The organism is Fusibacter sp., from assembly GCF_057447755.1.
Window position 1 is genome coordinate 1 of sequence record NZ_JBVBZF010000064.1, and the last position, 14232, is coordinate 14232.

14 protein-coding genes are annotated in these 14232 nt (G+C 38.0%); 9 read left to right on the plus strand and 5 right to left on the minus strand.

Annotated features, from left to right (window positions below; genetic code table 11):
* Positions 1-1452, plus strand: a 1452-nt coding sequence (locus tag AC220I_RS09880) for a complex I subunit 5 family protein (protein ID WP_486723658.1), incomplete at its 5' end; no start/stop codon positions are given.
* A 214-nt stretch (positions 1453-1666) separates the two neighbouring features.
* Here the strand turns inward: AC220I_RS09880 and AC220I_RS09885 are convergent.
* The 5 genes from AC220I_RS09885 to AC220I_RS09905 form a co-directional block, all read right to left on the minus strand.
* Positions 1667-2509 (minus strand): DegV family protein, encoded by an 843-nt coding sequence (locus tag AC220I_RS09885; RefSeq protein ID WP_486723659.1) that lies wholly within the window; start codon positions 2507-2509, stop codon positions 1667-1669.
* Between the two features lie 59 nt (positions 2510-2568).
* Positions 2569-3012, minus strand: a complete 444-nt coding sequence (locus tag AC220I_RS09890; RefSeq protein WP_486723660.1) for a MarR family winged helix-turn-helix transcriptional regulator — start codon at positions 3010-3012, stop codon at positions 2569-2571.
* A gap of 171 nt (positions 3013-3183) precedes the next feature.
* The gene (rsiV, locus tag AC220I_RS09895) at positions 3184-4068 is read right to left on the minus strand and encodes an anti-sigma-V factor RsiV (RefSeq protein WP_486723661.1); all 885 of its coding nucleotides are present in this window, start codon (positions 4066-4068) and stop codon (positions 3184-3186) included.
* On the minus strand, positions 4061-4564 hold the full coding sequence (locus AC220I_RS09900) for an RNA polymerase sigma factor (RefSeq protein WP_486723662.1): 504 nt from the start codon (positions 4562-4564) through the stop codon (positions 4061-4063). Before AC220I_RS09900 ends, rsiV begins: the two co-directional genes overlap by 8 nt.
* Positions 4565-4885: 321 nt before the next feature.
* Positions 4886-6256: a Na+/H+ antiporter NhaC family protein gene (locus AC220I_RS09905; protein WP_486723663.1), complete on the minus strand. Its 1371-nt coding sequence runs from the start codon at positions 6254-6256 to the stop codon at positions 4886-4888.
* A gap of 444 nt (positions 6257-6700) precedes the next feature.
* Between AC220I_RS09905 and AC220I_RS09910 the strand changes: the two genes are divergently transcribed.
* The 8 genes from AC220I_RS09910 to AC220I_RS09945 form a co-directional block, all read left to right on the plus strand.
* Positions 6701-7954, plus strand: a complete 1254-nt coding sequence (locus AC220I_RS09910) for an ATP phosphoribosyltransferase regulatory subunit (protein WP_486723664.1) — start codon at positions 6701-6703, stop codon at positions 7952-7954.
* A gap of 13 nt (positions 7955-7967) precedes the next feature.
* Positions 7968-8546 carry an ATP phosphoribosyltransferase gene (gene hisG / locus AC220I_RS09915; RefSeq protein ID WP_486723665.1) on the plus strand — a complete coding sequence of 193 codons (579 nt, stop codon included), beginning with the start codon at positions 7968-7970 and terminating at the stop codon, positions 8544-8546.
* A gap of 9 nt (positions 8547-8555) precedes the next feature.
* The gene (hisC, locus tag AC220I_RS09920; RefSeq protein WP_486723666.1) at positions 8556-9614 is read left to right on the plus strand and encodes a histidinol-phosphate transaminase; all 1059 of its coding nucleotides are present in this window, start codon (positions 8556-8558) and stop codon (positions 9612-9614) included.
* Positions 9611-10171 carry an imidazoleglycerol-phosphate dehydratase HisB gene (hisB, locus tag AC220I_RS09925; RefSeq protein ID WP_486723667.1) on the plus strand — a complete coding sequence of 187 codons (561 nt, stop codon included), beginning with the start codon at positions 9611-9613 and terminating at the stop codon, positions 10169-10171. Before hisC ends, hisB begins: the two co-directional genes overlap by 4 nt.
* Positions 10172-10783, plus strand: a complete 612-nt coding sequence (gene hisH / locus AC220I_RS09930) for an imidazole glycerol phosphate synthase subunit HisH (protein ID WP_486723668.1) — start codon at positions 10172-10174, stop codon at positions 10781-10783.
* 14 nt (positions 10784-10797) lie between these two features.
* Positions 10798-11523 carry a 1-(5-phosphoribosyl)-5-[(5-phosphoribosylamino)methylideneamino]imidazole-4-carboxamide isomerase gene (hisA, locus tag AC220I_RS09935; RefSeq protein WP_486723669.1) on the plus strand — a complete coding sequence of 242 codons (726 nt, stop codon included), beginning with the start codon at positions 10798-10800 and terminating at the stop codon, positions 11521-11523.
* Complete coding sequence (gene hisF, locus AC220I_RS09940) at positions 11517-12854, plus strand: imidazole glycerol phosphate synthase subunit HisF (RefSeq protein ID WP_486723670.1); 1338 nt, start codon at positions 11517-11519, stop codon at positions 12852-12854. Before hisA ends, hisF begins: the two co-directional genes overlap by 7 nt.
* An 83-nt stretch (positions 12855-12937) precedes the next feature.
* The coding region (locus AC220I_RS09945; protein ID WP_486723671.1) for a Na+/H+ antiporter NhaC family protein at positions 12938-14232 on the plus strand (1295 nt) is incomplete at its 3' end.

Sequence of the window (14232 nt, forward strand, 5' to 3'; positions counted from 1 at the left end):
GCCTTATCTGGCATTCCCTTTCCCATGGGAATGAAACTTCAAATGGATTCACTCTCAGCCACGCTGATTATGCTTAACAACTTCTTATTTGCTGTGATGTTGTTGTTCAACTTCCACAAGTCTTACATGAACCATTTGTTCATCTTCCTGTTTTTAAGTTTACAGGGGCTTATAAATGGCGTTTTTCTCTCCACAGACTTCTTTAACGTCTATATCTTGATAGAGGTTGCCACTGTGGTGGTCAGTATTTTAATTATGTATAAAAAAGACAGCCAGTCCATGTATGACGGGATGATCTATCTGATGGTCAACATGATTGCAATGACCTTTTTCTTGCTCGGTATTGGCTATCTTTATAAATATACGGGCGCTTTGGACTTCGACACTGTTTCAGGGATGGTTTTGACCATCACCAATAAGAGGGTACTCATCATTCCCTTTGCCCTAATCATCACTGGAATTAGTCTTAAAGCGGCACTTATGCCCCTTTTCAGCTGGTTGCCAAAGGCGCATGGCACTGCTAGTGCCCCTTCAATTGTCTCTGGTGTTTTATCTGGAATCTTCGTCAAAATTGGGATTTACCTCTATATAAGAATGGCACTCATGTTCAGTGATGTCTTCGCCATATCGAGCTTGTTTGTATGGATTGGTTTTCTCACAGCAATTGCAGGATTTTTACTTGCCCTAGCTCAAACCGACATCAAACTGATCCTTGCCTACCATTCTGTATCACAAATTGGCTTAATGGTCATCGGCCTAAGTTCAGCAATCAAGTCTGCCAATTTTGGCGGTATATACCATATTGTCGCCCATGGTATCTTTAAAACCCTTCTCTTTCTTGTGGCAGGTATCTTGATTGAAATTTATCACACAAGAGACATTAGGCAGATGAATGCCCTCTTAAAAAAATCAAAGTTTGTATCATTTATCATGGTGATTGCAATTCTAAGTATTACAGGTGCACCATTCTTTAGTGGTGGCTATTCAAAGTATTATATAATGAAAGGGTTTTCCGGTGGCTATTTTGAAATACTCTTTACCATAATCAATATGGGGACAATGATGTCATTTATAAAATTTTGGCATATTTTATGGGATGATCAAGAATCAATGTTACAAGAGCCAGTGAGTAAAAAAATATTACCTAACAATACGATTATGGCCTTGACGATTATGGCCACATCTTGTGTTTTACTTGGCCTGTTTGGTGATTATTTCTTTAAGGTCTTTACAACTTATGACTCGCAATATAGTGGTTATTCGCAACTTTTAAAATGGCCAAAGTACATTGTGACTTACGGTGCAAGTATGCTTGTCTATCGCTTTTTTATAAGCAAGAATCCACTCTTTGAAAAACTAAAGCGATTGGAACTTAGCTTTAACCAAATTACATTGGCCATACTCTCCTTTTTCATGGCGACGACCTTTTACTTGCATCTCATGATCACATAGCATTTTGTTATTCAATCCCTTCATTAACCATTAACCATTCATCATTCACTATTCACCATTCATCATTTAACACCAAAACCTTGTTTTGAAGCATCTAACCGCCTTTTGCAAGTTGGTAATTCTTTCTATAAGCTGGATGAGAGCGAATGATATATAAAAAAGTACCTATAGCCACAGCTGTGGCTATAGGTACTTTAATTATTTTAAGAATGCTTTATTTTTTAAAATAGGCAACGCCTACAACACCTTCGCCAGTATGTGTGCCCACAACTGAACCCACTTCAATTTCATAAATCTTAGAGACATCAAACTCCTCCAAAATGAGTGCTTTTAGGTCTGCCATTTTTTGTGGGTCATTGGAGTGTGCCACTGCAATATCCTCTATAACACCACTTGGATAATCCTTTTTAAGTTGCTCCATCATCCAAGCCATGCCTTTTCGAGTCCCTCTAACCTTGTTTGCCATTTCAACAAGGCCATTTTTAACTTCTATGATTGGTTTTAGATTGAGCATTTTACCAATCATAGCAGTGCCAGAAGACAATCTGCCACCTTTTCTAAGGTTTTCAAGTTGATCCAACATGCCGTAGAGTTGAGCCTTTTCAACAAGTACTTGAAGGTCTGATTTAATTGTCTCCATATCCTTACCTTCTTTGATCCAATCATTTACCTTCATCACGATTAGTCCCAAGGAAAAACTCGTTGTACGACTGTCAACAATATGAATTTTATCACTGTCAATCATATCCTTAGCAATCTTAGCTGAGTTGAAAGTTCCACTCAAATCACTAGATATAAATATACCAAGGACTTCGTTGCCCTTTTCAACCTCTGCATTAAAGATGTCATAAAACTCATTTGGATTTACCTGTGATGTCGTAGGCAACTCAGGTGAATTTTTCATTTTTTCATAAAAAGCCTTATTGGTTAAATTAACTTTATCGATATATTCCGCATCCTTAAACAAGACTTTCAGTGATGCAAATAATATCCCTTCTGCCTTCAGCTCTTCTGGTGTCAAGTCACAAGTGCTATCTGTTACTAATGTGATTTTCATGGCCATCCCTCTTTCTCTAATAATTAATTTTAAGCTTCATACTTTAAAACTTGAAGGTATTATTCATATTTCTCTTTAAAGTATCTAATAATCTTAAAAAGCGATTTAGTCAATATGTCACTTTCTGTTTCACTTAATGCATTCAAGGTGAAATCAATCATTTCTTTATGAAAGGCTTCATGATGGTGGAATGCTGCATTTCCTTGGTCTGTTAAAGAAACATAAACCACTCTTCGATCCGTTTCACTGCGCTCTCTGATAACGTAATTTTTCTTGAGCAAATTATTAATGGAAATTGTCAGTGTTCCCACTGTTATCCCTAATTTAGGGGCAATATCAGACATTTTCAAGGTGTTTTTCACACCAATTGCAGCAATCACATGGAATTCTGTTAAAGATAAATCTTCAAATTTCTCACATCGAAGTGCCTTTTCCTCAATGGTCATAATGTTATTAAAAAGTTCCACCAAGAGTGTGTTAAGAACGACTTCTTTTGAATTCATGGATTTCCTCATTTCTTAAACTGTTAATATTATATTTATTTGACAATCAAACTATTTGATAGTCTCAGTATAGGCTGAACCCCTTATAAAGTCAACGCATGTAAGTGTTTCTTTATAAATTGTTAATAAAATTCCCCAAGTTTATGTACTGGGCATAAACTTGGGGAACCATTAATGTATATAATGCGAACTCACCAAATAATCTGTCAATATTTCTGTTGGAATTTCAAACTCACATAAGCCCATATAGCCTGGGGCTACTTCATATTTATCAAAGGCGATTACGAGTTTTCCCTGGTCTGAAATATAAAAATTCTGATCTGCTTTAATGACCGTAAAATTCGAGATGGCCTCATCTTCAACCCAATAGTAAATATTCTCATCTTCTGCCATCTGACTTCTCATCTGGTCAATAATATTCTCACTGATAATCTCCACATAATCATCTGTCTTAAAGAGGCTCGGCAAGGTTAACAAGAAACTGTTTTCCTTGTCTATGGTATCATAGTGCATCACGGTAGAAGATGAACCCACTGTATTTACCACATATCGTCCAATTGAAAGCAATTTATCCGTTTCCGTTTTGACGATAAAGCCGCTATCCACACCGAGATGGCCTCCACCTACTGCTTGTAATTCTGCCATATCCCTTTGAAAATTCTCGTATAATAATTGACTATCCTCAAGATATTTCTCATTGATCCGATTTTGAAGGTCGGTGTCTTCAAGACCTTCTATCACTGGAATATCTATTTCTGCATGGTAAAGTGCATCGTTCACTGAATAAGTTCTAAAAGTAAGTACTTTAACAAGGTCTCCAAGAACTGGCACTTGACGCATTGATATTGCAAAAGCTTGATTCATGTTAATTGACATGACAAATATCAGCAAGACCGAAGCAAGCCCTAGAATCTGAGTTCTCAGTTTCTTTTTAAACTGATATTGTCGCTCCTGCCTTATAACGCCATCTATCATCTGTGACATGTTCTCAGGGATTTCGACATTATGATAGTCATTCCTAACGATATCTATGGATTTTAACTTTAGTTTACTCATTTTCGCCCACCTTTTCACTTGAATCAAATTGTATCCTTAACAAAGTCAATGCCTTATATAGCCTTGTTTTTACTGTATTTATATTGAGGTTCAACACCTGTGCAATGGTTTCAATTTTCAGCTCCTCAAAAAAACGCAGATGCAAAATACTCTTGTACTGTAATGGCAAGTAATCCAATATTTCTGAAACTTCCATTTGCTCTAATATCTTGTCATCTGAAATCAATAAATCACTTAAAGTTTCATCTGTCATATCCACTATTTTCTTTTGCTTTCTTAGATGATCTATTGCAGTATTAATAAGAATTCTATAAAACCATCCCCTTAACTGGTCTTGGGATTTTAGGGTCCCGGAACGCCTTAGAGCCTTAACGATACTGTCTTGGATAACATCTAGTGCGTCCTCTTGGTTTTTTGTGTAGCTATAAGCAAGGCGATATATGGCTTGCTCATTTTCTCTTATAAAAATTTCAATTTGCTGGTAATACTTCTTCATTTAGATACTCCTATTTTGCATTGACTTGTAAGCTTACATCACTTAGACGTTTATTATCGCCAAAAAGTTTTGCAAAAACAACATTTGAGCCACCTTCGATGTCTCAAACCAATTTTCGCTGATGCTGTTTGAGATTAAACATTTCTCGTCACAGCTTTCGGCTCAAATTTTGTTGTATATAACAAAAAAAACACCAGATTAATTGATCTGGTGTTGTATTTCACTCTAAATATTCAGGTCTTAATTGCATTTTAATCAGTCACCTTGTGGTTCTATTGCCTGATGTGCATCTAATCTTACGGTTTTAGTTATCTTATGGTTTTAGTTGCCTTGTGGTTTTACTCTGATTTTCTCACGACTTTCCACTAAAAATGTGTAGAACAAGATCCAAACAATCGTAACAAAATTTAAAATCATAAAGGGTGCAAAGGCTGTCGCTGGAACACCTGTAATGGCAAGTATGATAATAGCATTTACATTCCAAGGCATTAAGGGCGCTATGGCCGTCCCAGAGTTGGCGATGATGGCCGCTAAGTCAGCTGCATCTAGACCATGGTCTGCAAATGCCTCTTTTAGATTTCGACCTGGAATAATAATGCCAACAGTTTGATCGCAAGTTAGAGCATCTAGTCCGATGCTCAAGAGGCTCGTTCTTAAATAAAGAGCCGTTTTAGTTGGTGATTTAAGTGTTACGAATTTTACCAATGGATTGATCCAGCCACATTTTTCAAAAATTGTGCTCATGGAAATCCCCCCCATAACGATAAAGACAACCTCAATCATCGACCTTGCGCCACCGATTTGAAGTGACTGAATCAGTTGCGCATCACTGCTTGTATGGAAGCCATTAAACATATATGAGAAAAGTTCAATCAAGGAAACATGCTGAACACCTATAGCTATCAGCATACTGGTGATTACGCCAAAACCTAATGTGACATTGGATTTATAACCCTTTAAGGATAAAGCAAGAACCCCAATAGGAACGATGAAAAACCAGCCAGAAATATAGAATGTATTTGATAATATGGTTTTATATTCTAAAATTGAAGCCTCCGTCAACGTGGACTTCACATTAATACTCATCAATAGATAAAAAATACCTGTTATGACCATGGCCGGCAGCATTTGTTTCAATGTTTTTATAAAATAGGCCTTAAAACTAACGCCTACAGTTTCTAAAGTGAAATTGACCAGAGCCGAAATTGGCGACAATCGGTCCGCCACATAAGCACCTGATAAAATAACCCCCAACAATAGAACTTTAGGCATCCCTGCACTAATGCCCAAGGAGAAGATCGCCACCCCAATGGTACTTAATGTGCCAAGGCCAGTCCCGATAAATAGTGCAAAAATACCCGTTACCAAAAAAGCAAACAAGATAAAATTCACATGATTGACGATTGAAAAACCGTAGTAAATTAGAGATGGTACTATACCAGATGCAATCCATAAGGCCACATTAATACCAATCATAAATATAACAAAATAAATCGATTTGACACTATTAATGCCTTCAAGGGCGTATGAAAGTGTCTTTTTTACCTTAATGCCCTTTGCATTTAAGATCATGCTTGTGATCAACAGGGTCGTCACAAATCCAAAAAGCAAAGTGACCCCCATGCTCAAACAAGCGACAATACTGGCAATAAACACGAGTGCAATCGTTATACCCCATTTGTAATGGATCATTTTTCCCCTCCATTTTTGATGATTTCAACTCATTATAACAGAGAAAGTTCGACATACTAAAGGTCTTTTCATTAATATTTAAAAAAATTTATCCCGGTATTCTTTAAGAAAAAGTCACATTTTGAATAAAAATTCTGTTTTTTCTATTGACATCATGTAAAAAACCCAGTAAGATAGTGAACAATACAAGAAAAGAGGTTCGCTTTATGAATAATTATACATTTTCATCCTCACAATTTCATCATCATCACAGATCAGGGATTTATCATCCGATGAATTAATTTCGTCGTAGGTAGAGCCCTATTCGTTATTCTTACTGAATTGGGCTTGTATCTATGATGATCGAATATATAACGAGAGTCATATAGGCTAGTCCTATATGGCTCTTTTTTTTATACCTAAATATGTATTTAATGACAATACCCGACTTATGGAGGTCAAAATATGAAATCAAATTTGCTTATTATCAATCAAAACAAATACGCCATGCAGGCGTCCTTAATGAAACTGTACGCACAGTACGGATACAGACAGCTCTCCATACCAGCTTGTGAACAGCTTGCCTATATCTCAGAACTAGACCAGCAATATCCCATTAACACACAAGTGAAATTCATGGATCAATCAGGCGAAATTTTCTATCTCCAAAATGATCCTACCATTTCCGTTATGAAGATGCTCAGACTATCTTCTGCAACAAATATAGAGCAAAAGATATGCTACTATGCACCCACCTACAAGTGGGGACACCGTCAGCTCAATGAAGAAACCCAGGTTGGTATAGAGACCCTGGGAAAGGATACCTTAATCCACGACCTTGAAATCATCGTCCTTGCCGTTAAATCCCTTAAATTGTTCACAAAGGATGTCATGATTGATATCGGAGATGTCAGCTTTTTGGAGACAATCTTAAAAGCAATGCCATTTGATGTGTTGCAAACAGAAGCCATAATAAAAGCACTCCCCTCCAAGAATATGATGACTTTAAAAACACTGGCTATTTTTAAAGATACAACAGATGATCAATGGAGGCTTCTGAAAGCACTTTTTAAGCTCTTTGGTCCCACAGAAACCGTTCTAAAACAAGCACAAATTTTAATAGAACAAATTAATTTTAAATCCCAAACATTAAAAGACCAATTGGTCTCCATACTCAAACAAATTGAAAATAGAAGTAAACTACTTGAGGCATATGGCTTAATTGAAAACACACAGTTGGATTTCACACTGAAACCAGAACTCAATTATTATAACGGATTGGTCCTTAAGGGCTTCATCAAAAATTGTCCATCCGAGGTTTTAAACGGTGGCCGTTATGATCAACTCAGTACCGAATTTGGAAAAGCAAATTGTGCAGCAGGCTTTGCACTTACACTTGATTTATTAATGAATTATACGGAGGTAAAAAAAATGACACGTAAAAACAGCTTATTACTACTTGAATCCGAGCTCTCCCAAAAGGGCATTGAATATGCAGAATACTATCGCCAAAAGGGCTTTGAAGTCAACTTAAGAACTTACAAAACTGAGAAAGATGCCATTGACCTTGCGTCAAAAGAAAACTTTGAAAAGGTGATTTTATTCCAAGATACTGCAGCTAAAATAATTGACATCAGAAAAAACAACGTTCAGAAAATGCCTTATTCGGCATTCGAACAGTATTTGACCGTAGACGAACTGGACAAGAGTATCCACTAGGAGGAGGCAGACTATGAACTCAATTACTTTTGCACTTTCAAAAGGCCGAATTGCCGAAGCTTTTCTTAAGGCTTTCAAGGCTGAAGAGGCAATGAACTCCAGAAAGCTCATCGTACAAGTCGGCAATATAAAAATGATCATGGTGAAGCCAGTAGATGTTCCTACCTATGTTGCAAACGGCATTGCCGATATAGGTGTCGTCGGAAGAGATGTCATACTGGAATCTGGCGAATCCTTTTATGAACTCTTGGAATTCCCCTTTTCCAAATGCACGCTTTCCATAGCGGGATTTGATAAAGAAATGAATCTTGATGGTCCAATGACCATTGCCACGAAATATCCAAATATCTGCAAACAATATTTTCCCTTATCCAAAACGATTTATTTAAACGGCTCGGTTGAACTCGCACCCATTTTAAATTTATCGGATGTCATCTTCGACATCGTCGAAACCGGCACAACACTAAAAGAAAATGGGCTCTCGATTATCAAAGATGTTTTAACGATTAACCCCGTATTAATCGCCAATAAATCCAGCTACAAATTCAACCAACCCCAAATTGACCATATTATTGACCAATTAAACATGTGAGGTGACTTTATGAATGACTTAAAAACAATTATAAAACTTGATGCAAACGAACTTGCCTACCCCTTGACTGAAACTCAAATTGAAGCACTGCTTGCTGAAATCGACCTTCAAGCCCTAAACCGTTATCCGGATGCAGACGCAACAGCGCTTATTGAAGCTTATGGCAATTATATAGGCTTACCTGAAAATCAAATCATCGCAGGAAACGGATCAGATGAAGTCCTGGATTTAATCTACAAGACCTTTACAACACCAAAAGATCTCGTGGTTTCAATTGACCCATCCTTTGTTATGTATGAGACCATGGCATCAATTTACAAATGCGAATTTAGACGATATCAGCCTGAAAAATACTATACACTAGATGCGACCAACTTCGTGGAATATTTAGAAATTCTTAAGCCAAAACTCGTTTTTATCTGCAACCCCAACAATCCCACTGGGGCATTGATCCAACCAACGGTCCTAATCGAAATCGTTAAGTCTACTAAGGCCATCGTTGTCATTGATGAGGCTTATGGCGAATTCATTTGCGAAAATTATCAAGACTATTCTATGCTTCAAATGCTTGATGAATTGCCCAATCTCATCGTCCTTAAAACCCTGTCTAAAGCATATGGTTTAGCTGGTCTTAGAATTGGCTTTGGTATGTCAAACGCGGCAAATATTGAGAAGCTATACCAGTGTAAATATCCCTATAACATTAGCAAACTTTCTCAATCACTAGGGATCGCACTCATGAAAAAGGATTTCAAGGAGACCCTTGATCTCAACAGACTTCAAATCATTAAAAACAGGGACAAGCTCATTTCAGAACTCAAAACATATGACGCATTGGATGTATATGACTCTTATAGTAATTTCGTATGGATGAAACTTAACGCTGAGTTAATTTCAAGAGATACATTCATAGATGCACTCGTGGACAGGGGAATCAAAATCAGACAGTTCTCACAAAGCTATCTAAATGATTACTTTAGAATTACAGTGGGTACCGAATTTGAAATCAAACAGGTCCTCAATTGCATTGAGACATCTTTTAACTTAGATGAGGCGGTGGGCCAATGAAATTCACCAGAAAAACTTTAGAAACACAAATTGAACTAGATTTTGAACCCTATGGCAGCGGACAATACAGTATCACTACGCCAATCCCCTTTTTCACACATATGCTAGAACAGTTTGCAAAACACGGACGTTTTAACCTCACATTAACCGTAACCGGCGATGATCCCCACCACATTATTGAAGATGTCGGCATATTGCTTGGCAAGGCCTTTAATGATAGCCTACCGGATAAAACAGGTATTGAACGCTTTGCAAACAGTTTAATTCCAATGGATGAAGCCCTCATACAAATTGCCATTGACCTTTCAGGCAGAAGTTATCTCGCCTTTGATGTCACATATCCAAATCACATTACAAGTGGCTTTGAAACACAGTGGTGCTTGGAATTCATGACGGCATTCCTTCAAAACGCGAAAATGGCACTTCACATTAAGAGTCTTGCCGGTTTAAGCACTCACCATATTTTAGAGGCAATCTTCAAAGGCACAGCCATCACAATTAGACGTGCACTAGCCGTTACAGGCGATTCACTTCCAACCACAAAGGGGGTATTATAGATGACCATCATTATTGATTACGGCGTCGGCAACATTTTTAATGTTCTAAACGCCTTTAAAAAAATGGACCCTGAGACCAAACTCTCATCTGTTCCAGCTGAGATATTAGGGGCATCACATATTATCTTACCCGGCGTTGGGGCATTTGAAGACGCAATGAAAGCCCTCAAGCAACTCGGACTTGATGCGGTTATTAAGGAAGCCGTTTCAAAAAAAATACCGGTTTTAGGCATATGTCTTGGCATGCAATTACTATATGAAAAGAGTCTAGAAAATGGAGAATGGGATGGCCTAGGCTTACTCCCAGGCACTATAACTCGATTTGATCCAAAACAAGTTGAAACAATCCCTCATATGGGATGGAATGACCTGATTTTCACCAGGGTTTCCCCTTTTACAAACCTTGAGGGTTCTGCCTATTTTGTTCATTCCTTCCTAGCACCTGAAGACGACGATTTGGTCTATGCCTATTCAGAATACGATAAATGCAAAGTGCCTGCAATTGTAGGAAAAGACAATGTCTACGGTATGCAATTTCACCCTGAAAAAAGCAGTGCATTGGGTGCAAGTCTCATTGAAAAATTTTATGATTTAACCAATATTAAAGCTTAGACACAGGAGGTAACATGAGAATTTTCCCGGCAATTGATATCAGTGGCTCAAAATGTGTAAGACTCACACAAGGCGACTTTAATCAAAAAACAGTGTATTATGACAATCCACTAGACGCAGCAAAATTTTGGGAGTCACAAGGTGCAAAAGATATTCATATTGTAGATTTGGATGGTTCTTTAAACGGTCAATTTGTTAACCTAAGTAACCTTCGTGAAATTTCTAGAGCAACGTCGCTGAAAATACAGTTCGGTGGTGGTATTAGGTCCTTAAAAGATGTAGAAACCCTAGTTGAAAATGGTGTCAGCCGCATCGTCATAGGGTCCTTGGCCTTAAAAGATTTAAATACCTTTAAGACCATACTTGACCTCTATCCATCCCAGATTGTTTGTGCAATTGATTTTAAAAACGATTATGTCATGACAGAAGGATGGCAACAAGAAAGTAAAATCAGCCTCAACGCCTTTATCAAAACCATTTCAGATATTGGTTGTCAGTCCCTACTGGTCACAAACATCTCCAGAGACGGTATGATGACCGGTCCTGATGTCGAAACCTATAAACGCATAAAATCACTCACCACGGCTGAAATCATAGCCTCAGGCGGTGTCAGTTCACTAGAGGATCTAAAGGTCCTTAAAGCACTTGATATCCCATCCGTTATCGTCGGAAAAGCCTTTTACGAAGAAAAATTTACCTATAAGGAAGCCCTAAATGCAATAGGAGGTACATCATGCTAGCAAAGAGAATCATACCCTGTCTGGACATTAAAGCGGGAAAAGTGGTTAAAGGTCAACAATTTGAAAATGTTGTCACCATCGCCGATCCACTTGAAATTGCAAAATATTATAGCGATACTGGCGCTGATGAACTCGTATTTTACGACATCATGGCATCCACTGAAAATAGGGGACCCTTTCTAAATCTCGTCTCTGAAATCGCAAAGACCATAAATATTCCCTTCACTATTGGGGGTGGGGTTAAGACCATAGATGATTTTGATGCCCTATTAAAATCCGGTGCAGACAAGGTTTCCATAAATACTCAAGCCTTTTTAAATCCAGAATTAATCAAAGAAGCCAGTCTCAAATATGGCGCTCAGTGTGTGGTCCTTTCGGTGGACATAAAAAAAATGGATGATAAATATATTGTCTTCACCCATGGCGGACGTACGAACACGGGTAGAGAGGCACTTGACTGGATTCTAGAGGGTATCACTTTAGGGGCTGGCGAACTCTGTATCAATTCAATTGATGCCGATGGTAGTAAAAAGGGCTTTGATATCCCATTACTCAAGGCTATTTCTGAAGCTGTTAACGTTCCAATCATAGCATCTGGTGGTGCTGGCAATAAAGAAGATTTTGTCAAGCTCTTTAAGGAAACCAAGGTTTCAGCAGGATTGGCAGCCAGTATTTTTCACACTAAAAAAGTCAGTATTCCAGAAGTTAAGTTTGAGCTAAAACGCGAAAATATCCCTGTAAGAACTTATTTTGCCCCCCTTTTTACAAGTGACCTCATACCGGCAATTGTCCAGTCAGCAAAGTCGAAAATCGTACTGATGTTGGCTTATGTCAACAAAGAAGCACTTGAAAAGTGCATGTCCACTGGCTATACTCACTTTTATTCTAGAAGCCGTAAATCACTTTGGTTCAAGGGTGAAACCTCAGGTAATAAACAGGCCTTGGTGGACATAAGGTATGATTGTGATCAAGATACCCTACTCATGCTTGTCAATGAAGAAGGTCCAGCTTGTCATACTGGTGCTTATTCCTGTTTCAATCAAACACCTGAACCTAGAAGCGTCTTTAATGCTTTAATGGCCGTTATTGAAGATCGAAAAGCAAATCCAATCCCTAAGAGTTATACCAACTATCTCTTCGAAAAAGGTATCGATAAAATCCTAAAAAAAGTAGGAGAAGAAAGTGCAGAGGTAATCATTGGCGCTAAGAACTCAAGAGAAGAACTCCTCTATGAAATGGCAGACCTCTTCTACCACAACCTTGTGCTCTTGGCTAATCAAGATATTCCAATGGAGGCACTTGAGGCAGAATTACAAAAACGCTTTAAATAATTTTTGAGGATTGTTAAGGTTTCATTGACTTTTCAGATGTGTTTAAGTACCATGAAATGGAAGACATATTCTGGAGAGTTCAAATGACCTTAATTGACCCAAAAAGAAAGAAAAAAGCCTATTGGATTATCATGAGTCTCATTATAAGTGTTATCTATGCCATATCAACAAATATACCGCTTTACACCGCAATTTTAGCAACTGTCATCATTGCATTTATCATGAGTGACCACAAGTCTGAGATTCCTTCTTTGGTCTTTCATAATTTAAAGGCTATTCGCAAAACCATTATTTTGCTTTTTTTAATCAGCATCACCTTGCCCTTAATGATGGGTTGTGGTGCATTGCCAACATTTATTGTGATGTTTTCTGAACTCATGATTGGCCAAAATATCTTACTTGCTGCCTTCATATTGGCAACCATGCTCTCATTACTTCTGGGAACTGCCATAGGCACTTTAACAATTTTAATCCCCCTCTTCATGAGTCTGGCATTTCAAATGGACATTTCCCTGCCTATGCTCACAGGGGCACTCCTTTCAGGCGCTTACTTCGGTGATCGTACATCACCACTGGCATCTGGCCTTCATTTGGCCTCCACTGTAACCGATACTGATTTTCGTAAAAACATTCCGCTTTTACTTAAGAGTTCTGTCATTCCTTACAGCCTCACCCTAATACTCTTTTTTATTATGGGAAGGCCTTTTGTGATAGATGCCAATATGCTCAGTCAAAATCAAATAATCATGGATGTCTTTGTAACCAAGTTTTATTTGCTCCTACCGCTTGTTATGATGATTGTGCTCCTGATTTTTAAGGTGCCTATCAATAAAGTCTTATCATTGGTAGCCATAACTTCCGCCTTCCTGCTCTTATCCAAAGGTGGTGGTGGTCTGGAGTTACTAAAATTTATGTATTATGGATACCATACCGATCACGCAGTTTTGAGTTCAATGCTTAAAACAACAGGCTTACTTGGTATGATTAACGTTTTACTGGTTATCCTTTTTAGTGCTTGTTTAAATGGTATTCTGGAAGCTGACGCCCTTATTGACGTAATCATAGAACCCTTTATGAGAAACGTTAAATCCGAGGCATCACTGATTCGCAATACAGCGCTTCTCGGCCTTATACTCTCTATGATTACATGTTCTCAAGCCATGACAGCAATGGTCACTGGCAAGTATCTAAAAGGTAAATATGATGAAATGAACTTGCCGCGTGAACTGCTTGTTATGGCCATAGCCAACGTTGGGTTAAATGTTGTTGGCCTGATACCGTGGAATGTAAATGGACTTGTCATTCGGCAGCTTACAGGCATATCCGCAGTTCAATATGTACCGTTCTCGTTCTTTTTGACTTTGTTGTCATTATTTAC